The 24,073-nt window shown below is 66.3% G+C and carries 23 protein-coding genes; 10 read left to right on the top strand and 13 right to left on the bottom strand.

The features are described from left to right. The 6 genes from KHY18_RS22895 to KHY18_RS22870 all read left to right on the top strand — a co-directional run. A partial coding sequence (locus KHY18_RS22895; RefSeq protein ID WP_249729327.1) for a transporter-like protein occupies nucleotides 1–1,147 on the top strand: 1,147 nt, incomplete at its 5' end. A gap of 114 nt (nucleotides 1,148–1,261) precedes the next feature. Next, complete coding sequence (locus KHY18_RS22890) at nucleotides 1,262–2,521, top strand: cation:proton antiporter (protein WP_213305422.1); 1,260 nt, start codon at nucleotides 1,262–1,264, stop codon at nucleotides 2,519–2,521. Continuing rightward, nucleotides 2,511–3,635, top strand: a complete 1,125-nt coding sequence (locus tag KHY18_RS22885) for a YbdK family carboxylate-amine ligase (RefSeq protein ID WP_213305419.1) — start codon at nucleotides 2,511–2,513, stop codon at nucleotides 3,633–3,635. The genes KHY18_RS22890 and KHY18_RS22885 overlap by 11 nt, the downstream gene beginning before the upstream one ends. Before the next feature lie 193 nt (nucleotides 3,636–3,828). Then, nucleotides 3,829–4,785 carry a thiamine-phosphate kinase gene (thiL, locus tag KHY18_RS22880; protein WP_213305416.1) on the top strand — a complete coding sequence of 319 codons (957 nt, stop codon included), beginning with the start codon at nucleotides 3,829–3,831 and terminating at the stop codon, nucleotides 4,783–4,785. Between the two features lie 170 nt (nucleotides 4,786–4,955). After that, nucleotides 4,956–5,441: a phosphatidylglycerophosphatase A family protein gene (locus KHY18_RS22875; RefSeq protein ID WP_249729328.1), complete on the top strand. Its 486-nt coding sequence runs from the start codon at nucleotides 4,956–4,958 to the stop codon at nucleotides 5,439–5,441. Between the two features lie 5 nt (nucleotides 5,442–5,446). Next, the gene (locus KHY18_RS22870) at nucleotides 5,447–5,920 is read left to right on the top strand and encodes a CinA family protein (protein ID WP_213305410.1); all 474 of its coding nucleotides are present in this window, start codon (nucleotides 5,447–5,449) and stop codon (nucleotides 5,918–5,920) included. Nucleotides 5,921–6,007: 87 nt separating this feature from the next. Here KHY18_RS22870 and KHY18_RS22865 read toward each other — a convergent pair whose 3' ends face one another. From KHY18_RS22865 to KHY18_RS22810, 12 genes are all read right to left on the bottom strand, one after another. Continuing rightward, nucleotides 6,008–7,483, bottom strand: coding sequence for a SulP family inorganic anion transporter (locus KHY18_RS22865; RefSeq protein WP_213305407.1), 1,476 nt, complete (start codon nucleotides 7,481–7,483; stop codon nucleotides 6,008–6,010). A gap of 87 nt (nucleotides 7,484–7,570) precedes the next feature. Next, nucleotides 7,571–8,413 carry a YecA/YgfB family protein gene (locus tag KHY18_RS22860; protein WP_213305404.1) on the bottom strand — a complete coding sequence of 281 codons (843 nt, stop codon included), beginning with the start codon at nucleotides 8,411–8,413 and terminating at the stop codon, nucleotides 7,571–7,573. Between the two features lie 154 nt (nucleotides 8,414–8,567). Next, entirely contained in the window at nucleotides 8,568–9,068 is a 501-nt protein-coding gene (locus KHY18_RS22855; RefSeq protein ID WP_213305401.1) for a PIN domain-containing protein, read from the bottom strand. Then, the gene (locus tag KHY18_RS22850) at nucleotides 9,065–10,336 is read right to left on the bottom strand and encodes a THUMP domain-containing class I SAM-dependent RNA methyltransferase (RefSeq protein WP_213305397.1); all 1,272 of its coding nucleotides are present in this window, start codon (nucleotides 10,334–10,336) and stop codon (nucleotides 9,065–9,067) included. Before KHY18_RS22850 ends, KHY18_RS22855 begins: the two co-directional genes overlap by 4 nt. 71 nt (nucleotides 10,337–10,407) lie before the next feature. Then, the gene (locus tag KHY18_RS22845; protein WP_213305428.1) at nucleotides 10,408–11,979 is read right to left on the bottom strand and encodes an RNA polymerase factor sigma-54; all 1,572 of its coding nucleotides are present in this window, start codon (nucleotides 11,977–11,979) and stop codon (nucleotides 10,408–10,410) included. A 43-nt stretch (nucleotides 11,980–12,022) separates the two neighbouring features. After that, on the bottom strand, nucleotides 12,023–12,784 hold the full coding sequence (gene lptB, locus KHY18_RS22840) for an LPS export ABC transporter ATP-binding protein (RefSeq protein WP_502769396.1): 762 nt from the start codon (nucleotides 12,782–12,784) through the stop codon (nucleotides 12,023–12,025). Nucleotides 12,785–12,794: 10 nt separating this feature from the next. Next, complete coding sequence (lptA, locus tag KHY18_RS22835) at nucleotides 12,795–13,415, bottom strand: lipopolysaccharide transport periplasmic protein LptA (RefSeq protein ID WP_213305394.1); 621 nt, start codon at nucleotides 13,413–13,415, stop codon at nucleotides 12,795–12,797. 152 nt (nucleotides 13,416–13,567) lie between these two features. Continuing rightward, nucleotides 13,568–14,218 (bottom strand): thiol:disulfide interchange protein DsbA/DsbL, encoded by a 651-nt coding sequence (locus KHY18_RS22830; RefSeq protein WP_213305391.1) that lies wholly within the window; start codon nucleotides 14,216–14,218, stop codon nucleotides 13,568–13,570. A gap of 56 nt (nucleotides 14,219–14,274) precedes the next feature. Further along, complete coding sequence (locus KHY18_RS22825) at nucleotides 14,275–14,976, bottom strand: SPOR domain-containing protein (protein ID WP_213305388.1); 702 nt, start codon at nucleotides 14,974–14,976, stop codon at nucleotides 14,275–14,277. A gap of 12 nt (nucleotides 14,977–14,988) precedes the next feature. Further along, nucleotides 14,989–16,686 carry an arginine--tRNA ligase gene (gene argS / locus KHY18_RS22820; protein ID WP_213305385.1) on the bottom strand — a complete coding sequence of 566 codons (1,698 nt, stop codon included), beginning with the start codon at nucleotides 16,684–16,686 and terminating at the stop codon, nucleotides 14,989–14,991. Between the two features lie 135 nt (nucleotides 16,687–16,821). After that, the gene (locus KHY18_RS22815) at nucleotides 16,822–17,268 is read right to left on the bottom strand and encodes a DUF2214 family protein (RefSeq protein ID WP_213305382.1); all 447 of its coding nucleotides are present in this window, start codon (nucleotides 17,266–17,268) and stop codon (nucleotides 16,822–16,824) included. Then, entirely contained in the window at nucleotides 17,265–18,200 is a 936-nt protein-coding gene (locus tag KHY18_RS22810; RefSeq protein ID WP_213305380.1) for a LysR family transcriptional regulator, read from the bottom strand. Before KHY18_RS22810 ends, KHY18_RS22815 begins: the two co-directional genes overlap by 4 nt. Before the next feature lie 206 nt (nucleotides 18,201–18,406). Between KHY18_RS22810 and KHY18_RS22805 the strand changes: the two genes are divergently transcribed. The 4 genes from KHY18_RS22805 to KHY18_RS22790 all read left to right on the top strand — a co-directional run bounded on the left by KHY18_RS22805 (nucleotide 18,407) and on the right by KHY18_RS22790 (nucleotide 22,205). After that, complete coding sequence (locus KHY18_RS22805; RefSeq protein WP_213305378.1) at nucleotides 18,407–20,602, top strand: malate synthase G; 2,196 nt, start codon at nucleotides 18,407–18,409, stop codon at nucleotides 20,600–20,602. 157 nt (nucleotides 20,603–20,759) lie between these two features. Continuing rightward, nucleotides 20,760–20,978: a cysteine-rich CWC family protein gene (locus KHY18_RS22800; protein WP_213305376.1), complete on the top strand. Its 219-nt coding sequence runs from the start codon at nucleotides 20,760–20,762 to the stop codon at nucleotides 20,976–20,978. Between the two features lie 45 nt (nucleotides 20,979–21,023). Next, complete coding sequence (locus tag KHY18_RS22795; RefSeq protein ID WP_159918343.1) at nucleotides 21,024–21,212, top strand: 4-oxalocrotonate tautomerase; 189 nt, start codon at nucleotides 21,024–21,026, stop codon at nucleotides 21,210–21,212. A 219-nt stretch (nucleotides 21,213–21,431) separates the two neighbouring features. Further along, the gene (locus KHY18_RS22790; RefSeq protein WP_213305374.1) at nucleotides 21,432–22,205 is read left to right on the top strand and encodes a class II glutamine amidotransferase; all 774 of its coding nucleotides are present in this window, start codon (nucleotides 21,432–21,434) and stop codon (nucleotides 22,203–22,205) included. 30 nt (nucleotides 22,206–22,235) lie between these two features. Here the strand turns inward: KHY18_RS22790 and KHY18_RS27195 are convergent, their stop codons facing one another. Further along, on the bottom strand, nucleotides 22,236–23,387 hold the full coding sequence (locus KHY18_RS27195; RefSeq protein WP_249729326.1) for an autotransporter family protein: 1,152 nt from the start codon (nucleotides 23,385–23,387) through the stop codon (nucleotides 22,236–22,238). Nucleotides 23,388–24,073: the final 686 nt, after the last annotated feature.

Raw genomic sequence — 24,073 nt, 5'->3', positions numbered from 1 at the left:
CGACTGCCTGACCTCGGAGCGCCCGGTCGCCGAAGCCGCGCCGCTGCTGGCCCACCTGGTCGGCGTGGCGCGCGAGCGGCGCAGCCTGCGCGCGCTGTTCTCGGCCAACTCCTCGCTGCTCGCCGCCAAGGTCGTCGAGCGCAGCGCCGAAACCGGCGAGCACTACATCACGCGCAACGCCAGCGAATACCGCGCCATGGTCGGCAAGGCCGCGGGCGGCGGCATGGTGATGGCCTTCACCACGCTGATGAAGTTTGCGCTTGCTTCTCTCGCGTTGTCGGCATTCTGGGGTGGACTGCTCGCGGGCATCAACTACTCGATCAGCTTCATTCTGATCCAGCTGCTGCTGTTCACCGTGGCCACCAAACAGCCCGCGATGACCGCGCCGGCCATGGCCGCCAAGCTCAAGGAACTGCCCGACCAGAAGTCGGTCGAGGACTTTGTGAGCGAAGTCGCGAATCTCGCGCGCTCACAGGTCGCGGCGATCCTGGGCAATGTGCTGGTCGTGCTGCCCACGGCGCTGGGCCTGTCCTGGATCTTCCTCAAGTCGTTTGGCCACCCGCCGCTCGATGTCGGCCATGCCGACCAGGTGCTCGACTCGCTGAGCCTGCTCGGGCCTTCGGTGCTGTTCGCGGCGTTCACCGGCGTGCTGCTGTTCACCAGCAGCCTGGTCGCGGGCTGGGCCGAAAACTGGTTCGTGCTGCGGCGCATGGACTCCGCGATACGCTACAACCCGCGCATCACCGAGTTCCTCGGCGTGGCGCGCGCCGACCGCTGGGCCCAGTTTCTGCGCAAGAACATTTCCGGCTTTGCGTCGAATATCTCGCTCGGCTTGATGCTGGGTCTGGTGCCGGCCTTCGTCGGCTTCTTCGGCCTGGGCCTCGAAGTGCGCCACATCACGCTGTCGGCCGGCCAGATCGGCGTGGCCAGCATGACGCTGGGCATGGAAGTGCTGCACGACAGCGCTTTCTGGTGGGCCATGGCCATGCTGCCGTTCAACGGCGCGCTGAATGTGATCGTCAGCTTCCTGCTGGCATTCCGCCTCGCGGTGCGCGCGCACAACGTGAGCGGCGTGGACCGCGCGCGCATCTACCGCGCAATCCGTGCGCGCCTGCGCCAGGCGCCGCTGAGTTTCTTCAAACCTTGAAGAGGACTTGTCCTGCACTGCCTTCGGGCAGACGCAGGATAAAGTCCACGGGCAGTCGCCGACAGGCCGGATCAGCCGGCCGGGCCAAAAAGCTATCAGCAGGAGGAGTACACAATGGAGAATCTCACGGGCTTTTGGGCGCAGTGGCTGCGCCCGTCTGCCGGACTGGTGACCCTGCAATGGTCGTTGCTGCTGGCCCTGGCCGCCATCGGCGGCTCGCTGTGCCAGCGCTACATAGGCTTGCCCAAGGTCGTGGGTTATTCGCTGGTGGGTGCGCTGGTCGGTTTTGCCGGCTTCAGCGGCGCGCCCTGGCCGCTGCAAGGCATCAGCCTGTTCATGCTCGAACTCGGTGTCTCGCTGGTGCTGTTCGAATGCGGCGGCCGCATTCCGCTGCGCTGGTTCCGCCATAACCCGATGGTGCTGGTGCAAAGCATCGCCGAAGCCGCGCTGACCTATTTCTCCGTGCTCTGGCTGCTGCGCTGGCTCGACACGCCCGTCGACGTCGCCAGCCCGATCGCGATGGTGGCCATGGCCGCCTCGCCGTTGGTGCTGTCGCGCGTGATCACCGACATGCGCGCGGCCGGCGCGGTCACCGACCGCTCGATGGTGCTGGCGACGCTGTCGACGCTCTACGCGCTGACGCTGGGCAGCGCCCAGGCCGAAGTGTTCCACCGCCCCGGACAGACGCTGCTCGACGGCACGTCCGCCGTGGCCGTGGTGCTGGGCGTGTCCATCCTGGTCGCGGCCGTGCTGTCGCTGCTGATGCGCCTGGCCTTGCGCGTCATGAGTCCGACCAGCGAGAACACCTCTATCCTGGTGCTGGCACTGATCGCCGCGGGCACGGCCGTGACCGCGCATCTGGGCGGCTCGGCGCCGCTGGCCGCGCTGCTGGGCGGCATGCTGCTCAAGCACCTGCATCCCCGCCCATGGGCCTGGCCGCGCCAGCTGGGCACGGCCTCGACGCTGCTGACGATGATGATGTTCGTGCTGGTCTCCACCGTGGCCGCCCAGGCCGACTGGAACCTGCCGCTGGCCGGCGTGGTGCTGGCCGTGATCATCGTGCGCCTGCTGGCCAAGGCCATAGGCGTGGGCCTGGGCAACGTGGGCAGCGGCGCGAGCTGGCGCCAGGCGATGTGGGTCAGCTGCGCGATGGCGCCCATGTCTTCGGTGGCCTTGCTGCTGGCCTCGCAGTTCGTGGCGGCCGCACCCGACAGCGGCCAGATGATTTCGCGCGTCGCCCTGCCCATGATTCTGATGATGGAGCTGTTCGGCGCCGTGGTCGCCAGCCTGGCTTTCCACCGCGCGGGAGAAAGCGCCAAGATCCTGCGGCTGTTCGGCCGCAGCAACGCCTCTGGAGACCGCAATGGCCCTTGAAGCTTTTCACCATTCCGAACCGCTGACGCTGGGCGTGGAACTCGAGCTGCAACTGCTCAACACCCACGACTACGACCTCGCGCCCTACGCCGAAGACATGCTGCGCCTGATGGCCAAGACCCCGCTGCCCGGCAGCGTGGTGCCCGAAATGACCAGCAGCATGATCGAGATCTCGACGGCCATCTGCCACTCGGCGTCCGAAGTGCTGGGCCAGCTCACGCCGATACGCGACGCGCTGGTGCGCAACGCCGACAAGCTCAACATCGCGATCGCCGGCGGCGGCACCCACCCGTTCCAGAAGTGGCACGAGCAGCGCATCTACGACAAGCCGCGGTTTCGCGAGCTGTCCGATCTCTATGGCTATCTGGCCCAGCAGTTCACCATCTTCGGCCAGCATGTGCACATCGGCTGCCCCGATGCCGATGCCGCGCTGCTGATGCTGCACCGCATGTCGCGCTACATTCCGCATTTCATCGCGCTGTCGGCGTCCAGCCCCTATGTGCAGGGCCAGGACACCGCTTTCGACTCCGCGCGGCTGAACTCGGTGTTCGCCTTCCCGCTGTCGGGACGGGCGCCCTGCGTGCTGACCTGGGGCGAATTCGAGAACTACTTCGACAAGATGACCGGCACGGGCGTGGTCAAGAGCATGAAGGACTTCTACTGGGACATCCGGCCCAAGCCCGAGTTCGGCACCATCGAGATCCGCGTGTTCGACACGCCGCTGACCATAGAGCGCGCGGCCGCGCTGTCGGGCTTCGTGCAGTCGCTCGCGGCCTGGTTCCTCGACACCCAGCCGTTCACGCCCAGCGAGGACGACTACCTGGTCTACACCTACAACCGCTTCCAGGCCTGCCGCTTCGGGCTGGACGCCGTCTATGTCGATCCCGGCACGGGCCGCCACCAGCCGCTGGCCGAGCACATCCTGCACACCATGGACCAGATCGCCACCCACGCCGCGCGCCAGGGCGCAGCGCCTTCGCTGCACCTGCTGCGCACCGATGTGGAAAAAGGCCAGAACGACGCGCGCTGGCTGCGCGATCGCCAGCGCGAAGAACAGCTGCTGGCCGAAACCAGCCGCCAGGCAGCAATGCGTTTTCGCGGTCAACCAATATGAATCACCCCCTGAGCGACTTCGTGGCCGGGCCACCCCGCGCTTCCCCCTCTCAACCTTCGGTGGAGGGGGGCGCCCGGCTAGGGACGACACCCTCGCTGCGGGGGGGCCGCCTAGGTGCGGCCCTTGCTCGGTGTCCCTGACCTGCCTCACGCCGGTATCGCACGGCAGTGAACTAAATTCAGAAAGCCTTGAGATGGGTGAATTCGATCTGATTCGTACGTTCTTCACGCGCCCCGTGCGCCGCGCCGCGCTGGGCGTGGGCGACGACTGCGCGCTGCTCGCGCCCACGCCGGGCATGCAGCTCGCGGTGTCGAGCGACATGCTGGTCGAAGGCCGGCACTTCTTTGCCGATGTGGACCCGCTGCGCCTGGGCCACAAGGCGCTGGCCGTGAACCTCAGCGACCTCGCGGCCTGCGGAGCCAGGCCGCTGGCGTTCACGCTGGCGCTCTCACTGCCGCGCGCCGACAGCGCCTGGGTTGGCGCGTTTGCCGAAGGCCTGCTCGCGCTGGCCGACGCGCACGAATGCGAGCTGATCGGTGGCGACACCACGCAAGGCCCGCTGAACATCTGCATCACCGTCTTCGGCGAAGTGCCCGCGGGCCAGGCGCTGCTGCGCAGCGGCGCGCGCGCGGGCGACGACATCTACGTCAGCGGCACGCTGGGCGACGCGCGCCTGGCGCTCGAAGCCCTGCTTGGCCATCTGACCCTGCCCCCGGCCACGCTGGCCGCGGCGCGCCTGCGGCTCGAAATGCCGACGCCGCGCGTGGCGCTGGGCCAGGCCTTGCGCGGCATCGCCAGCAGCGCGCTCGACGTCAGCGACGGCCTGCTGGGCGATCTGGGCCATATCCTCGCGCAGTCGCGCGTGGGTGCCTGCATAGACACGCGACTCACCGGCCCGCTGCTGGCCGCAGACCTGGCGGACAATGAGGAACTGGTCAGGAAATGCACGCTCGCCGGCGGCGACGATTACGAGCTGTGCTTCACCGCCGCGCCAGAACTGCGCGCCCAGGTCGCTGCGGCGGCGCTGGCCAGCGACACACCGGTCACGCGCATAGGCAGCGTGCAGCCGCAAGCAGGACTGCGACTGCTCGACTCGCAGGGACAGGAGCTGCTAGAGCGCTACGCATCGTTCGACCATTTTTCCGTTTGAGAGACGAGGACGGCGGCGCATACTCTCACAAACGTCAAGGCTACGGAAATCATAGAATTAAGCTATGAATTTTCAAATCCATTTTTAATTCACGTATGTCACGCCCTTTCGCCACGCCTGCTGAGGCGCCCCGCCCATCCCGCAAGCCGCCCACGCCCTACCGCCCCAGCATGCGCTTCATGCTGGCCCACCCCGCACATTTCATCGCGTTGGGCCAGGGCTCCGGACTGGGCCGCATCGCGCCGGGCACGGTGGGCAGCCTGTGGGGCTGGCTCACGTTCCTGCTGCTGCAGCTCTGGTTCACGCCGTCGCAGATCGGCTGGATCATCGCCGGTTCGCTGCTCGTGGGCTGCTGGGCCTGCGCCGTCACCGCCCAGCACATGCGCATTGCCGACCCGGGACACATCGTCTGGGACGAAGTCGTGGGCATCTGGCTGGTGCTGTGGCTTTGCATGCCCATGGGCTGGTGGGGCCAGTTGTGCGCGTTCGCGCTGTTCCGCTTCTTCGACGCCGTCAAACCCCAGCCCGTGCGCTGGGCCGACCAGCTGTTCAAGGGCTTTGGCTGGCGCGGCGGCATAGGCATCATGTTCGACGACCTGGTCGCCGCGGGCTGCACGCTGCTGACCATCGCGCTGTGGCGCCATTTCTTCTTCTGAATTCAATGACCCGCACACTCGTCACCGAACTCGCCGCGGCGCTGCTGGCGCGCGGCGCGCAGATGGCCACGGCCGAAAGCTGTACCGGCGGACTGATCGCCGGTGCCTGTACCGACATCGCGGGTTCCAGCGACTGGTTCGAACGCGGCTTCGTGAGCTACTCCAACCAGGCCAAGACCGAAATGCTGGGCGTGGACGCCGCGCTGATCGATGCCCATGGCGCCGTGAGCGAAACCGTGGCGCTGGCGATGGCGCGCGGTGCGCTCGCGCATTCGCGCGCGCAATGCAGCGTGGCCGTGACCGGCGTCGCCGGCCCCGGCGGCGGCTCCGCGGCCAAGCCCGTGGGCACGGTCTGGTTCGGCTGGAGCGTCGACGGCCACACCGATGCCGAATGCCTGCGCTTTGACGGCGATCGCGCGGCGGTGCGGCAGCAGACGGTGGAGCATGCGCTCAAGGGCTTGCTGCGGCGTTTGGGGTAGCTGCTCGGTTCAAGCATGGGCAGCCCGAACGGTTTTCCCGTTCGTGGCGACCCCGTCGAACCATGAACGGCCTGCGCTAAAAAGCCGTTACTTCACTCTTTTCATCAGTTGCCGGCTGCTGGCACTGAGCCCCGAGACCTCCACAGCGCACCCATGCGCACGCAGCCGCTGCACGACTTTTTCCAGCGCGGCCACGGCGGTGATGTCCCAGAACTGCGCACCGCTGGCGTCGATGCGCACCGCGCGCCCTTCAGCGCCGCGCACGTCGAACGCGTCGACCAGCGCATCGGCCGAGGCAAAGAACACCTGGCCTGAAACAGTCCAGGTGCGCGTTCCCGTCAGATCGTCGTCCGCGCTGCGCACCTGCAGCAGCTGCGACACCTTGGCCATGAAGAACACGCCGCTGAGCAGCACGCCCACGGCCACGCCGACGGCCAGATTGTGCGTCGCCAAGGTCAGCGCCACCGTCGCCAGCATCACCGTCGTCGACGTCTTGGGGTGGCGTGCGATCTCGCCAATGCTGGCCCAGTTGAATGTGGCCACCGACACCGTGACCATGATGGCCACCAGGGCCACGACAGGCACCAGCGCTACCCAGGGCTTGAGCAGCACGATCAGCAGCAGCAGGAACACGCCCGCGAACAGCGTCGACAGCCGGCCGCGCCCGCCATAGGTCACGTTGCCCACGGCCTGGCCGATCATGCCGCAGCCCGCGATGCCGCCGAAGCAGCTGGCCGCGACGTTCGCCAGGCCCAGCCCCGTGCATTCGCGATTCTTGTCGCTGGGCGTGTTGGTCATTTCATCGACCACGGCCGCCGTGAGCACCGATTCGAGCAGGCCCACCATGGCGATCGCGATCGCGGGCAGCAGGATGATGCGCAACGTGTCCCAGACCAACGGAACGTCGGGCAGACCGAACGCCGGCAAGGCGTCGGGCAGATGACCCAGGTCGGCCACCGTCGCCACCGGCAGGCCCAGGCCCGCGGCCAGCAGCGTCAAGACCAGCACGCAGATCAGCGGTGAAGGAATCGCCGCCAGCGCCGCGAAGTTCAGGCGCCGCGCCATCCAGGGCAGGCCGTAGATCAGCGCCAGACCCAGCGCCAGCAGCGCCCAGCCCGCGCCGTTGGCCTTGTGCAGATGCGGCAGCTGCGCGCTGAAGATCAGGATCGCCAGCGCATTGACGAAACCGGTGCGCACCGAACTCGAGACGAAGCGCACCAGCAGGCCCATGCGCAGCCAGCCGAAGATGATCTGCACCAGGCCCGCGAGCAGGCCCGCGGCCAGCAGATACGACAGGCCGTGCGAAGCCACCAGCGGCGCGGCCACCAGCGCCACCGAGCCCGCGGCCGCCGACACCATCGCCGGGCGCGCGCCCGCGAAAGCGATGACGATGCTGATCACGAACGAGGCATACAGCCCCACCGCCGGGTCCACGCCCGCTACAAACGAGAACGCGATGACTTCGGGAATCAGCGCGAACGTCGCGACCGCGCCGGCCAGCAGTTCACGCGGAATGCTGGGCGCCCATTCGGCGCGCAGACGGGTCAGCAAAGGGGTGGCCATAACAATAAAGGCGCGTTGCACGCGCCTTTCCAACAAGAAATCAAAGAAAGGGGCGCTGTCGATGCAGCGCCCGCCGTTCAAAGGGCTTTATGCACCACAGCACTTCTTGAACTTCTTGCCGCTGCCGCAGGGGCAGGCATCGTTGCGACCGGGCTGCACGCCCTTGACGATGGTTTCCTGGCGCGGGCCCATGCTTTTCCACAGCTGGCGCAGGTCATAGATGCCCCAGATGGCTTCGCCGAACTGTTCCACGCGCGCCTGGCTGGTGCTGGCCGGGCCGTTTTCGTCGTACATGCAGACTTCGGGCTTGCCGGTGTCGTCTTCGGTCAGGGCAACGACCGATTCCAGCGCGGCGTCCAGCCACTGCGCGGCTTCCTTGTCGCGCGGAGCAGCCCACTCTTCGGGCCAGTTTTCGACGGCGAACATGAAGCCCAGCGCCCAGACCTGGCCGAACGAAGGAATCTCCTGGCCTTCCATTTCAGCGCGCTCTTCCTCGGGCAGGCTGGCGATCGCGCCGCGCATGTCCATGGCCTCGGGCTGGAACGTGCGTTCGTCGTCGAGCGTCTTCACGTCGGCGTCGAGCTGCTGGGAAACTTCATCCCAGCGTGCCTGCCACAGCGCGAGGAAACGTTCCTGCTGCTCGATGTCCTTGAACGCTTCGATCTTGGGCAGGGGCTGGCCTTCGGCGGCTTCGAGTTCGGCGCCGTCGCCCAGCAGCATGGGCAGGTACTCCGCGGCGGGAATCGCACGGCGCGTGCAGACCAGGGCCGTGAGGAAACCGTCGCAGAATTCCCACTGGGGAATTTCTTCGCCGCGCGAACGCAGGTCTTCGAGAATCAGGTCCAGCTCTTCGAGCGCGTCGCCGTCCAGGGCTGCTTCGGCGGCCGCCAGGTCTTCATCGGCGGGAATGGGAGTGTTTTGTTCGGTCATGGTGGAAACTTTCGTGGAGGCCGCAGCCCTCACAGGAGCGCGACACGGCCGGGGCTGCGCGTGCACGCAGCAGACAATTGCCGGCAGTGTAGCCGCCCGGCATAGTCACAGCCGGGCATGGGAGTATCCCGGCGCGCGCCGGCGCCGGTGGGATTCAGCCCGCGAGCGCGGCTTCGGGCTGGGACGCGAACAGCAGATTGCCCACCGTCGCACCGCGCAACGCCAGGCGCTTGCGCAGTACCAGCACCGCCTTGTCCTTGCTCAGCAGCAAGGCGCGGTGCTGCACCGCGAGTGCGAGAAAATGCTGGTCGTCGGGGTCCTTGCAGACGATCTGTATCGCGGGTGCTTCCGGCTGATAGTCGACGCCGGCATCGAAAGCCGCGAGCACGCCGGCCGTGCTCAGGCCGTAGAAAGCGACGCGCGGCGCGATCTGTGGATAACCCAGAACGCGCTCGAGTTCCACGCGCTGCGCGGCATCGGCGATCCAGTGCAGCGCGCCTTCGGCAAGCAAGGCGCGCACGGGCGCGATCGCCGGGTCGTTGAAGACCAGCAGATCGAGCACCATGTTGGTATCGAGCACCAGGGGCCGCGGCAGTGCGCCGTCCACGGCCGCATGGGCCGCGTTGCACTGCGGCCAGCGCAGCACGATCTTCATGCCTGGGGAGCAGCGCCGTCGGCGTTCTTGCGCGGCTTGACCGCGCCCTTGATCATGTCGAAGCGGAACATGCGGCATTCGATGGGGCCGTTCCACAGCGGCACGCGGCGCGACTCCTTGAGGCGCATCTTGCCGGGCAGCTTGAGGTCGGGCGTGAGCATCCATGCCTGCCAGCCGCTGTAATTCTTCTTCCAGTGCGAAGCCAATTCGTTGAAGAATTCGACGCCGTCTTCGGTCTGCGCGGTTTCGCGGCCCACCTGCTCCACCTGGCCCATGCGCTCGGCCGCATTGCGGCCCGCGGTACCGGCCGCGGCGATACGCTCGCCGTAAGGCGGGTTCAGCACCATCACGCCGGGCTGCTCGCAAGGCGGCATGCGCTGCAGCGCGTCACCGCCGCGCAGATTCACGGCCCGGGCCACGCCCGCGCGCTCGGCATTGCGTTCGGCGAAGTCGACCATGCGGTGCGAGACGTCCGAGCCGTAGATGCCCACCGGGCTTTCGCAGATCGCATCTTCGGCCTGGCGCACGATCGCTTCCCAGACATGGGGCTGGAACGGCACGAGCTTCTCGAACGCAAAGCGGCGCTGGATGCCTGGAGGAATCTTGCAGGCGATCTGGGCCGCTTCGATCACCACCGTGCCGCTGCCGCAGCAGGGGTCATACAGCGGCTGCGGGTTGTCGCCGTGCGGATCCCAGCCGGTGGCGGCGATCATCGCCGCGGCCAGCGTTTCCTTGAGCGGCGCATCGCCCTTGTCTTCACGCCAGCCGCGCTTGAACAGCGCTTCGCCCGAAGTGTCGATATAGATCGTCGCTTCGTCCGTGGTGAGGTGCAGGTGCACGCGCAGATCGGGGTAGCGGGTCTCGACGTCGGGACGCACCCCGGTCTTGGCGCGGAAGCGGTCGGCGATCGCGTCCTTGACGCGCAGCGCGGCGAAATTCAGGCTGGTCAGCGGGCTGTGCTGAGACGTGACTTCGATCTTGAAGCTCTGGCGCGTGGTGAACCAGATTTCCCAGGCCACTTCGCTGGCCGCGCGGTACAGGTCGTTCTCGCTGCGGTATTGCGAAGTCGACAGTTGCACCAGCACGCGCTGCGCGAGGCGGCTGTGCAGGTTCAGCAGCAGCGCGTCGCGCCACGAGGCGCGCAGCATCACGCCGCCACGGCCGACGAGCAGGTCGTGTCCCGTGAGCCCCGTGATACGGTGGGCCTCTTCGGCCAGATAGTCCTCAACGCCGGCGGCGCAGGGCAAAAACAGTTGCAGTTGATTCATAGCAGGGGGGCAAGGATACGCGTTTGCCGTGAAGTGCGAACATTCGAGGTCATGTTGCCAGACCCTGGCGTCTACAGCGACTTGCGCAGATTGGCCGGCGCGATCTTCAGCACGTCGCGGTATTTGGCCACGGTGCGGCGTGCGCACTCGATGCCCTGCTCCTTGAGCATGTCGGCCAGCTGGCTGTCCGACAGCGGCTTGAGCGGGTTTTCGGCCGCAACGAACTGCTTGATCAGCGCGCGCACCGCCGTGCTCGACGCATTGCCGCCGGTCTCGGTGCCCAGGCCCGAACCGAAGAAATACTTGAGTTCATAGGTGCCCATGGGCGTCGACATGTACTTGGCCGTGGTCACGCGGCTGATCGTCGACTCGTGCAGGCCCAGCTCGTCGGCGATGTCGCGCAGCACCAGCGGGCGCATCGCCAGTTCACCATGGGTGAAGAAATTCTTCTGCCGCTGCACGATGGCCTGCGACACGCGCAGGATGGTGTCGAAGCGCTGCTGAATGTTCTTGATGAACCAGCGCGCCTCCTGCAGTCGCTGCTGCAGCCCCGCATGCCCTTCGCTGCCCTTGTGGCCGCGCAAGGCGTTGGCATAAATGTCGTGCACGCGCAGCCGCGGCATCACGTCGGGATTGAGCTGCACGCTGAACTGCGGCTGGCCGTCGCCGCTGCTGCGCGCCATCTTGCGCACCAGTACATCGGGCACGATCAGGTTGCGCTCCACATCGGCAAAGCGCCGGCCGGGCCGGGGCTCGAGCCGCGCGATCAGGGCCATGGACGCGCGAATGCGTTCGTCGCTCGCGCCACAGGCCTGCATCAGCCGGCGCACATCGCGCCGGGCCAGCAGATCCATGGGTTGCTCGCAGATGCGCAAGGCGGTCTGCACGGTCGCGGCATCGGTCTGTTCGTCGTCGAGCTGCGCGAGATGCTGGAGTTGCAGCGTGAGGCATTCGGCAAGGTTGCGCGCGCCCACGCCCACGGGTTCCAGCGACTGCAGCAGGCGCAGCGCCACCGTGAAGTGGTGCACCAGCTCTTCCTGCTCCTCGAGCGCATCGGGCCCGGCCAGGCCCGCGGCAAGTTCCTCGAGCGGATCTTCGAGATAGCCATGTTCGTTGAGCGACTCGATCATGAAGCGCAGCGCCGCGCGATCGACATCGCCCAGGCGCAGCGACAGCGCCTGGCGGTGCAGGAAATCGGTCAGCGACTCGTGGCCGTGGGCCAGATCCTGGGCTTCGGTGTCGTCATCGCCGCTGCGTGCACGCGCTTCGCCGCCCCACTCGCTGTCGTCGGGCGCGAGGTCGGAGCTGCCGTCGCCTTCCCAATCGGGCGCGGCATCGGCCGCGGCCGTGACTTCGCTGCCGTCGGTTTCGCTGCTGCTGGATTTTTCGCTGGTCGACGCGGTCGACGCATACGCGTCGTCGGCATAGTCGTCGCGCTGTGCCGGCACATCGGACTGCGCCAGGCCGAATTCCTCGCGCTCGGCTTCTTCAGCGGTGCGTTCCAGGAACGGGTTGTCGTCGAGCATGTGCTCGACTTCCTGGCTCAACTCCAGCGTCGAGAGCTGGAGCAGCCAGATCGATTGCTGCAACTGGGGCGTGAGTGCGAGATGCTGCGATACGCGTAGAGACAGACCCGGCTTCAACAGCATTCCCCCTCAAACCGACACAAGCTCGTGCACATGGCGCTCACATCCTGAAGTGCTCGCCGAGGTACACCCGGCGTACATCGGCGTTTTCCACGATCTCCGCGGGCGTGCCCTGCGCGAGCACATGGCCGTCGCTGATGATGAAAGCGTGATCACAGATGCCCAGCGTTTCGCGCACGTTGTGGTCGGTGATCAACACACCGATGCCCCGCGCCTTGAGAAAGCCGATGATGCGCTGGATCTCGATCACGGCGATGGGATCGATGCCCGCAAAAGGCTCGTCCAGCAGAATGAAGCGCGGCTGGGTGGCCAGCGCGCGCGCGATTTCGACGCGCCGGCGTTCACCGCCCGACAGCGCCAGCGCAGGCGACGCGCGCAGATGATCGACGCGCAGCTCCTGCAGCAGCGCCAGCAGGCGGCGCTCGATTTCGTCGCGCGCCAGCGGCTTGCCGTCATCGTCGCGCTGCAACTCGAGCACCGCGCGCACGTTGTCTTCGACGCTGAGCTTGCGGAAGATCGACGCTTCCTGCGGCAGATAAGACAGCCCCAGGCGCGAACGCTGGTGGATAGGCATGTTGCCGACCGCCTGGCCGTCGATGAAGATATCGCCGGCATCGCAGCGCACCAGGCCCACGATCATGTAGAACGACGTGGTCTTGCCCGCGCCGTTGGGGCCCAGCAGGCCCACGACCTCGCCTTTTTGCACGGCCAGTGAAACGTCCTTGACCACCTTGCGGCTGCCATAGGATTTGGCCAGGTGCTTGACTTCGAGGCGGCTGGATTCAGGCGGGGTTGGGTTCACGGAACGCAGCTCATTTCTTCGGTTCGATGGTCATGCTGGGGCGCAGGTTCGCGGCCGGAGCGGGCGCGGGCGCCGGCGGCAGCTCCTTGGGCGCGAGCACGGCGCGCACCCGCCCGCCCGAAGCCGTGCTGCCGCTGCCCGGCGAGCGCGCCTGGCCGTCGACGGTGAACACATCGGTGAGGTTGTTGTAGACGATCACCGCGCCCGTGATCTCGTCGCTCAGCGCCGTGCCGCGGTAGCGGCGCAGCTCGCCGCGGCGGATCAGCTTGACGTTGTCGGCCTTGCCGTCGTATTCGATGACTTCGGCCTCGCCTTCGACATACTCGTCGGGCGCGCCCGGCAAGGTGTCGCGCTTTTGTCGGAAAAACGCGCGCTTGCCCGGCGCCGCGATCACGGTACCGAACTGGTAGCCCTCGGCATCCTGGCGCACGTCGAGCTGCGCGCCGCGCAGCACGACCGTGCCCTTGGTCATCACCACGTTGCCGGTGAAGACGCTGGTCTGCTTGAGTTCATCGTGGCGCAGTGCATCGGCCTCGATGTTCATGGGCTTGTTGCGGTCGGCCTTTTCGGCCTGCACCGCGCCGCAGACAAGGGCGGAAAGCAAAAGGAGGGGGAGTAGGCGTTTTTTCATGGAGGGCACGAATCTTGCAGCCATTGTAGGGCGTGTCACCCATTAATTCGCCACCCCCCGGCTGGAACCTGGGGATGATGATGGGACTGACAGGCGCGCGGAAACAAAAAAGCCCGCGCAAGGCGGGCTCGAAACACATGCGCCAGGGGCTATCAGCCCTTGCGGCTCACGGTGATCAGGTGGTCGGTCACGCGCAGCACGTTGGCCATGTTGCCAGCCATCGTACCGTCGGTGTAGAAGCGGCCGGCGACGCCGATCGAAGGCACGCCTTCGACGTTGTAATCCTGCTGCAGCTGGGTCGCCTTGCGCACCTGGTTGGAGACGGTGAACGAGTTGTAGCTTTCCTTGAACTTGTTCACGTCCACGCCCTGCTTGCCGACCCATTCGAAAATGTCGTCGTCCTTGGCCAGGCGGTTGCGCTCGACGTGGATCGCGCGGAACACCTTGGCGTGGACTTCATCGAGCTTGCCCATGGCGAGCAGCGCGTAGTACAGCTTTTGCTGGGGAACGAAGCTCGCGTTGAAGCCCACGGGCACGCGCTGCACCACCACATCGGCCGGCGCTGCCGACTTCCAGGCCGCGAATGCGGGCTCGAAGGCGTGGCAGTGCGGGCAGCTGTACCAGAAGAACTCGATCACTTCGACCTTGCCGGCGCCAGCCGTGGTCGCCACGGGCTTGGCCAGCTTGGTGTAATCCTTGCCTTCCTTGAACGCAGCCTGTGCCAGCGCAGGCGTGGCGACGAAGGAAAAAGCGGAAGCGGAAGCTGCCGCTGCGGCAGCCAGGGAAAACTCACGGCGTTTCATGAAACAACACTCCTTGTTCGGTTCTGATAGGTCAGAGGGCGCGCGCGCGGAAAAGTTCAGCGCTGCACTCGCACCAGCGCGGAATCGACGCCCGCGCCTTCGAGCTTGCCCTTGAGCTGCTCGGCGTCATCGCGCTTGCCGAACGGGCCTACGCGCACGCGAAACACCGTGCGGCCGTTCTGCTCGCGCTCGCTGACGCGCGACTCCCAGCCCAGCATGGCCAGCTTGGCGCGCTGTGCTTCGGCGTCGGACGGGCTGCGGAAGGCGCCGGCCTGCACGAAGTAATTGAAGCTTTCCGCGGCGCTGGCTTCGGCCGACTTGGCCTTGACCAAATCGCCGAGCGGATCACCCGACGCTGCCGCCTTGGGGTCCGCCTTGGCGTCTGGCTTGGTGCTTGCCGGGGCCGTCGCGGTCACGGGGGCCGTGGGCGCCGTCGTGGCCGGGGCTTCGGTAGGCGCAGGCGTCACGCCCGTCGTCACCGGCGCCACGGCGCCGCTGGACACGGTACCGGTCGCCGCATCGGGAGCCGCCGGCACGGTGATGCGCGCGGGGTTCTTGCCGTACAGCGGCGAGTTCGGGTCCCAATCCTTGTTCTTCTTGGCCTCGGCCGCGTCCTGATCGGCGTTCTTCGACGATTTGCTCAGGAAGGGGACGGGGACCTTGCTGACGTACACCGCCACGCCAAGGGCTGCGCCCAGGCCGACGATGATGCCAAGAATGATCCCGAGAATGGTGCCGCCGCGTTGCTGTTTCTTCATGATGTGATCGGTTTACATGCGTTCTGGAGCGGACACGCCCAGCACTGCGAGACCATTGTGCAACACCTGGCGGGTCGCGCTGATCAACGCCAGGCGCGCCAGCTTCACGGCTTCGTCGTCGACCAGAATGCGCTCGGCGTCGTAGTAGCTATGGTAGGCAGCAGCCAGATCACGCAGATAGAACGTCACATCATGCGGAGCATTGCCCTGCGCCGCGGCGGTCAGCATGTCGGGGTACTTGGCCAGCTGCAGCATCAGCGCCTGGGCCTGAGGGCCCTCGAGCGCCGACAGGTCGACGGTGTTGAGCGTGGCCGCGTCACCGCCCCAGGCCTTGAGCACCGAGCAGATGCGCGCATGCGCGTACTGCACGTAGTACACCGGGTTGTCGTTGTTCTGCGCCACGGCCAGATCGACATCGAACGTGTATTCGGTATCGGGCTTGCGACTCAGCAGGAAGAAGCGCACCGCGTCCTTGCTGGTCCATTCGATCAGATCGCGCAGCGTCACATACGAGCCCGCGCGCTTGCTGATCTTGACTTCCTCGCCGCCACGCACCACGCGCACCATGGTGTGCAGCACGTAATCGGGGTAGCCCAGCGGAATGCCCACATCAGCGGCCTGCAGGCCCGCGCGCACCCGGGCGATCGTGCCGTGGTGGTCGGTGCCCTGGATGTTGATGACCTTGCTGAAGCCGCGTTCCCACTTGGCGATGTGATAGGCCACATCGGGCACGAAGTAGGTGTAGCCGCCGTCGCGCTTGCGCATCACCCGGTCCTTGTCGTCACCGTAGTCGGTCGACTTGAGCCACAGCGCATCGTCGAGTTCGTAGGTGTGGCCGTTGGCGATCAGGCGCTCGACCGTGCGGTCCACGCGGCCCGAGGTGTAGAGGCTGGACTCGAGGTAGTACTCGTCGAAGCGCAGGTTGAATGCCTGCAGATCCTTGTCCTGCTCGTTGCGCAGATAGGCAACGGCGAACTGGCGGATGTTGTCCTGGTCTTCGACATCGCCGTTGGCGGTGAACTCGCGGTCGTCGGCCTTGACGGTCTTCTTCGCGAGGAAGTCGTTGGCGATGTCCTGGATGTAGTCGCCGTTGTAGAACGCCTTGCTGGCCGGATTCTCGGGATCGACGGGCCAGCAGTCATCGCCGGGCTTGAAGCCCTTGGCGCGCAGCTGCGTGCTGTTGGTCAGCGTCTGGATCTGCACGCCCGCGTCGTTGTAATAGAACTCGCGGTGCACGTCCCAACCCTGGGTCGAGAACAGATTGCACAACGCATCGCCGAGCGCGGCCTGGCGGCCATGGCCCACATGCAGCGGACCCGTGGGGTTGGCGGAGACAAACTCGACCAGCAGCTTTTCCGAACGGGAAGGCTGCTGACCGAACGCCTGCGCCGCCGACAGCACTTCGCGCACAATTTCCTGCTTTGCCGCGGGCTTGAGTCGCACGTTCAGAAAGCCGGGGCCGGCGATCTCGAGCGCATCGACCCAGCGCGTGAACGCCGGCGTGGCCATCAGCGCATCGCTGAGCGTCTGCGCCAGCTGTCGCGGATTCTGCTTGGCGGCCTTGGCCAGCTGCATGGCGGCCGTGCAGGCGTAATCGCCATGCGCAGCCACCTTGGGGGATTCGAAAGCGGCGCGCGCACCGGCGCCGGGCGACAATTTTTCCAGCTCAGCGGCCAGGGCCGCGAGCAATTCCAGTTTGACGGAGAGCATCGCGGGATTTTACGTGCCCGCCCCGCTTTGTGCCGCCAGCGAGAATTCGACCGTGTGGCATATGTGCGTCAGCCGCTGAACATGCGTCCAGCGCCCCCGTTCGCCCTGAGCCTGTCGAAGGGCCATCGACGGCTCTTACATCCCCCGTGCCCAGAACACCGCGATCACGGCAATCACCGGCACCAGATGCGCCTGCACCATGATCCAGCGGCGCGTGCTGCCCACGTCCTGCGCATCGGGCAGCGCCTGGCCGGCAGCCAGGCCGCGCACCCAGCGGCGGAAGGTGAGCGACGGCTTGATCGACAGCCCGGCGACCAGCACGAACAGCGTCATCTTCACATGGAACAGCGGCTGCGAGACATACCAGGAGATGCCCTTGGTACCCCAATACAGCCGCGCGAGTCCGGTGAGCAGCAGCGCCACCGCGGCCACCAAATAGATCACATCGAGCCGCGCGAGCCGGCGCACGACCGCGGCGTTCATCCATTCGGTGCGGCACAGCGCCGCCTGGCTCGATAGAAAGACCACCAGGGTCAGGATGGCAAGAATATGCAGGGCGGCGAGCGTGGCTTCGAGGGTCATGGGGCAACTCCGTTTTTCCAGAATTCAGCTTGTTGATAGTGGTGCTTCAGGTAGTCGATCCACAGCCGCACGCGCAATGGCATGTGCTTGCGCTGGGGGAAGACCACATAGATGCCGTTGGGCGGCGCGGCGAACTCTTCGAGCACGGGCACGAGGCGGCCCGCGGCGATTTCCGCTTCGACTTCCCAGGTGCTGCGCCAGGCAATGCCCCAGCCGCCCAGACACCAATCATGCAGCACCTGTCCGTCCGAGCAGTCCAGCGGTCCGCCCGACTTGAAATGCACGACGTCGTGCGTGCTCTGATCGGGCTGCGGAATGCGAAAGGCCCAGCCCCGCGTCTGCGATGCATCGCTCGACAGCGTGAGGCAGTCGTGCTGCGCCAGCTCGCTGGGGTGGGCGGGCGTGCCGCGGCGCGCCAGATAGGCGGGCGTGGCCACGCACAGGCGGCGGTTGTCGGCGATGCGCACGCTCACCAGCGACGAATCAGGCAGATCGCCGACGCGCACCGCGCAGTCGAAGCCTTCGCCCGCCAGATCCACCACGCGGTCGCTGAGATTGAGCGAAATGCTGACTTCGGGATGCAGATCCCGAAAGCGCGGTACCAGCGGCGCGACATGGCGCCGGCCGAAGCCCGCGGGCGCGGTGATGCGCAAATGGCCCGTGGCCTTGACGCCGCCGGCCGAGACGCTGGCCTCGGCATTCGCGACATCGCCGAGCAGCCGCTGGCAGTCTTCGAGAAACGCACTGCCTTCGTGCGTCAGAGAGATGCGCCGCGTGGTGCGCACCATGAGCTTGACGCCCAGATGTTCTTCGAGCGCGTCAAGCCGCCGCCCCATGATGGCCGGGGCCACGCCTTCGGCCTTGGCCGCCGCCGTGAGGCTGCCTTTGGTGGCCACCGACACAAATGACTCGAACGCCTTGAGTTTGTCCATGCTGGGATTATGGAGACAAAGCCCGACACCGGCGTGCAGATACCTCTGCGGCGCGCTGCGCCATGGCCTGCGCGCTCACTTTTGCGTAAAAGTCACGAGTTCTGCACTTTTGAAGCGGTTTATGGGCACAAACAATTCAAATACAGTAGCTCCATCTCCTGCGCTGATCGCAGCGATGCCCCTTTTTCCATTCCGAGGTTTATTCCATGACCGATCGCACCACCGTCCACGGCCTGCAGGTAGCCAACGAACTGCACCAATTCATCAATGACCAGGTGCTGCCCGGCACGGGCGTCGCCCCCGCGACGTTCTGGCAAGGCTTCGACGCCCTGGTCAGCGACCTGGCCCCGCGCAACGCGGCGCTGCTCGCCGAGCGCGACCGCCTGCAGACCGAGCTCGACACCTGGCACAAGGCCCACCCCGGCCCGATCACCGACATGGCCGGCTACCGCAGCTTCCTGAGCCGCATCGGCTACCTGGTCGAGCCGCCGCAGAACGTGCAGGCCACGACCACGGGCGTGGACGCCGAACTCGCGACCCAGGCCGGCGCCCAGTTGGTGGTGCCTATCCTCAACGCCCGCTATGCACTCAACGCCGCCAACGCGCGCTGGGGCTCGCTGTACGACGCGCTCTACGGCACCGACGTGATCAGCGAAGCCGAGGGCGCCGAAAAGGGCAAGGGCTACAACCCCGTGCGCGGCGCCAAGGTCATCGCCTTCGCGCGCAACGTTCTCGACCAGTCGGCGCCGCTGGCCACGGGCTCGCACCAGCAGGCCGCGCTGTACGCCGTCGTCAACGGCCAGCTGAGCGTCACGCTCACCGACGGCCAGATCTCCGGCCTCAAGAACCCCGAAAAATTCGTCGGCTATCAAGGCAGTGCAGAGGCGCCCTCGTCGGTGCTGCTCAAGAACCATGGCTCGCACCTCGACATCCGCATCGACCGCGGCACGGCCATCGGCAAGACCGATGCGGCCGGCGTCAGCGATGTGGTGCTCGAATCCGCGCTGTCGACCATTCTCGACCTGGAAGACTCGATCGCCGCCGTCGATGCCGAAGACAAGGTGCTGGGCTACAGCAACTGGCTGGGCATCCTCAAGGGCACGCTGACCGAATCCTTCGACAAGGGCGGCAAGACCGTGACCCGCGGCCTCAACCCCGACCGCGAATACACCGGCGCCGACGGCCAGCCGCTCAAGCTGCATGGCCGCTCGCTGATGTTCGTGCGCAATGTGGGCCACCTGATGACCAACCCGGCCATCCTCTGGGGCGCCGAAGGCAAGGAAATTCCCGAAGGCATTCTCGACGCCATGGTCACTACGGCGATCGCGCTGCACGACCTCAAGGGCCTGGGCGCCAACGGCATCCGCAACAGCCGCGAAGGCTCGGTCTACATCGTCAAGCCCAAGATGCACGGCCCGGCCGAAGCCGCGTTTGCCGATGAACTGTTCGGCCGCGTCGAACAGGTGCTGGGCCTGCCGGCGAACACCGTCAAGCTGGGCATCATGGACGAGGAACGCCGCACCAGCGTCAACCTCAAGGCCTGCATCGCCGCCGCCGCCGCGCGCGTGGCCTTCATCAACACCGGCTTCCTGGACCGCACGGGCGACGAAATGCACACCGCGATGCACGCCGGCCCCATGGTCCGCAAGGCCGACATGAAGACCAGCGCCTGGCTGCCCGCCTATGAGCGCAGCAATGTGCTGATCGGCCTGGGCCTGGGCCTGCGCGGCCGCGCACAGATCGGCAAGGGCATGTGGGCCATGCCCGACCTGATGGCCGACATGCTGCAGCAGAAGATCGCCCACCCCAAGGCCGGCGCCAACACCGCCTGGGTGCCCTCGCCCACGGCCGCCACGCTGCATGCGCTGCACTACCAGCAGGTCAACGTCGCCGAGATCCAGGCCGAACTAGAAAAGACCAATGCAGACGCCGCGCGCGACGACCTGCTCGCGGGCCTTCTGCAGGTGCCCGTGGTCAAGGAAGCCAAGTGGTCCGACGCCGAACGCCAGCAGGAACTCGACAACAACGTCCAGGGCATCCTGGGCTATGTGGTGCGCTGGGTCGACCAGGGCGTGGGCTGCTCCAAGGTGCTCGACATCCACAACGTGGGCCTGATGGAAGACCGTGCGACGCTGCGCATCTCGAGCCAGCACATCGCCAACTGGCTGCTGCACGGCGTGGTGAGCGCAGGCCAGGTGCGCGAAACCTTCGAGCGCATGGCGGCCATCGTCGACCAGCAGAACGCAGGCGACCCGCTGTACCGCCCCATGGCCGGCCATTTCGACAGCTCCTACGCCTACCGCGCGGCCTGCGATCTGGTGTTCAAGGGCCTGGAACAGCCTTCGGGCTACACCGAGCCCCTGCTGCACGCCTGGCGCCAGAAGGTCAAGGCCGCGGCCTGACCGATTCCAGAACGGGCGCGGCCCTGCGCCCTGCCCGTTCGCACTGAGCACACTCCGTTCGTCCTGAGCCTGCCTCGCCGGCCGCGTCGAAGGATGAACGGCCTGCCCTCAAAATTGTTTAGCGCGCATGGCACACCCAGGCGCCCTACACTTGCGCATGTCCCGCCCTGCCGCGCCCCCCGACCCCACCCGTTGCCCCCTGTGCGGCCGCAGCAATCAATGCGCGGTCGTCGCGGCCACGCCGCCCGAAGACTGCTGGTGCATGGGCGCAACCATCGCCCCCGCCACGCTGGCGCAGATACCCGACAGCGCGCGCGACCAGGCCTGCCTGTGCCCGGCCTGCGCCGCGCTGGCGCCCGTGCCGACGGGTGAATAAGCGCCAGACCGCCGATATGATGTCTGTTTTTTCCCAGGAGTTTTCATGCCTACGTACCACGTTGAAATGATGGAAGGCCGCACCATCGAACAGAAGAAGAAGCTCGTCGCGGAAATCACCCGCGTGAGCGTCGAAGTCCTGGGCGGCTCGCCCGAGTCGGTCGACATACTGATCACCGATGTGAAGCGCGAAAACTGGTCCACAGGCGGCGTGCTCTGGTCCGAACGCAGCTGATACCCCACCACGCTTCCGGTGCAATGCCAGAAGCGCCCAGGCTGCCGCAGACCCGCGGCGGCGCTTGACGACGGGTTTGCAGCGCAGTTTGGCGCCCCCGTCGCGTCCCATACCAGCACTATCCCCCCGCATTGCACACTTTTCGTGCACAGAAGCCGCTGTGGAAGTTAGGCTATAGGCTCACGCCGCGCTTTTTTCTTTGTTTTCCCCGACCTCACCATGTGCCAGCTTCTTGGAATGAATTGCAACACCCCGACCGACGTGCGCTTTAGCTTCAGCGGCTTTGCGCAGCGCGCGGGCAATACCGGTGATCACACCGACGGCTGGGGCATTGCGTTCTTCGAGGAAAAGGGACTGCGCCACTTCGTCGACCACCAGCGCGCCGTGACATCGCCCGTGGCCCAGCTGATACGCGAATACCCGATCAAAAGCTGCAACGTCATCGCGCATATCCGCAAGGCCACCCAGGGCGTGACCAGCCTGCAGAACTGCCACCCCTTCGTGCGCGAGCTGTGGGGCCGCAACTGGGTGTTTGCGCACAACGGCGACCTCAAGGCATACGCGCCCAAGCTGCATTCCCATTTCCGCCCCATAGGCGACACCGACAGCGAGCGCGCTTTCTGCTGGATCATGCAGGAGCTGTGGAAGTCGCACGCCGGCCTGCCCAGCATCGAGGAACTGACCCATACGCTGCGCGATCTCGCGGCGCGCATCGCGCCGCACGGCACCTTCAACTTCCTGCTGTCCAACGGCGAAGCGCTCTGGGCCCATGCGACGACCGCGCTGTGCTACACCGAGCGCCGCCATCCCTTTCCCCAGGCGCAGCTGGCGGACGAAGATCTGAGCGTCGACTTCGCGCATGAAACCACGCCCAACGACCGCGTCGCGATCATCGTCACCGCACCGTTGACCAAAAACGAGGAATGGACGCATTTCAAGACCGGCGAACTCAAGGTGTTTGTCAACGGCAGCTGCCTGTCGCAGCCTGCCTAGGCCTTGTACCAGCCCAGGCGCGGCCCGAGGTCACCAGTGCAGCTTGAGGCCCGCGAAGACCTGCACGCCGCTCTTCACACGCGCGTCGCCGCCGTTGGCCCAACGGTGTCCCACTTCACCATATAGGCTGGTGCGCTGGTTCAACTGCAGGGTGCCGCCTGCGGCCAGCTCGGTGGTGGTGTAACCGCCCTGGGTCCGGATGTCGGTGGTGGCGACCGGCGTGATGAAGCGCGCTCCATCCACCGTGCGGCTGGCCTTGTAGACGTTGATACGGCCATAAGGCTGGAACTGGCCCGCGGAAGTGTCCAGGCTGGCCTTGATGCGCATGCCCAGACGCAGTGTCCAGTCGCTTTCCACCTTGTGCTGCACCGTCGCCATGCTCAGCGCCGTGTCGTCCAGACGGATATGGCGATAGATGATCTGGGCCTGGGGTTCGATCTGCCACTGGCTGTCGATCGCGAACGCCTTGCCGACCTCGAGCGATGCCAGCCAGCCATCGCCCTTGACGCGCGACTGGCTGCCATCGACCGCATGCAACTGGCTGCGATAGCCCGCCCGCTGCAACACGCCGTCGGCATAGAAACCTGCGGCATCCTGCCAGGTGCCGTAAGCCCCAAGATACCGGCTTTGCAGACGGTTGAAACCCGCGGACTCGTACCCGAGGCCATTGGCCAGGCCGTTGACGCTCATATTGCCTTCAAGCTGGCCCAAATACACGCCGGCCTTCACGCCCTGCTCGGCATAGAGATCATGGCCCACCTGGAAACCATCGAGGTGGCCGCGGCTTTGCGGGGCGACCGTGCCGGTTTGGCGAATATTGGAATCGGCGCGCACAAGGCGGCCCCAGGCACGCAGTTCATTCCCTGCATCGCTGGCTTCATCGCCCATGCGCTTGTGCAGATCGCCCAGCATGGTCAGATCGCCCTGGCGCAATTGAGTCGGCAGGGCCGAGACCAACGGCATTTCCACTCGATACGACAACTGCGGGCCCAGGTCCTGCACCGGCGGGGCCGCGGTGACAGCGTCCACTGGCGGCACTTCGGGTGCTGCCGCTTCGGCATCCTGCGTCGCGCCCTGCGGTACGCCAGGAATATGCTCCGCGCTCGCCTCAGGCACGTCGTCGGTCGCCACCATACGCACAGGCTCGGTGGCTGGCGCAAGCACGGGGTGAACCGGACTCATTTGAACGACATCGAGTTGGGCGGCAGTCGGGCTGTCCACCACAGGCTGTGCCGCGGACTGGCTCTCAACAGGCACCGATGGTCGAACCTGCGCGGCACGCGCCGCAATTTCTGCGCGCAATTGCGCTGGCAGGGCCGGTCGAGCAGCCGCTGCTATGGGTGGATTGCCCATGACGGGCTGCGGTGCTGCGGGTTGAGGCGGATTCAGTTGAACACCGCTGAGCTGGGCTACCGTGGGTCGATTGCCCATGACGGGCTGCGGTGCCACGGGTTGAGTCGGATTCAGCTGAACGCCACTGAGCGGGGCTGCGGTGGGTCGATTGCCCATGACGGGCTGCGGTGCCGCGGGTTGAGTCGGATTCAACTGAACGCCGCTGAGCTGGGCTGCGGTGGGTCGATTGCCCAGCGCAGCCTGAGGTGCCGCGGGTTGAGTCGGATTCAGCTGAACGCCACTGAGCTGGGCTGCGGTGGGTCGATTGCCCATGACGGGCTGCGGTGCCACGGGTTGAGTGGGATTCAGCTGAACGCCACTGAGCTGGGCTGCGGTGGGTCGATTGCCCAGCGCAGCCTGAGGTGCCACGGGTTGAGTCGGATTCAGCTGAACGCCGCTGAGTTGGGCTGCGGTGGGTCGAGTGCCCAGCGCAGCCTGAGGTGCCGCGGGTTGAGTCGGATTCAGCTGAACGCCAC

Origin of the sequence: Acidovorax sp. CCYZU-2555 (assembly GCF_018413525.1) — a bacterium.
Classification (GTDB): domain Bacteria; phylum Pseudomonadota; class Gammaproteobacteria; order Burkholderiales; family Burkholderiaceae_C; genus Comamonas.
This window is presented reverse-complemented; position numbering and strand designations above follow the sequence as displayed.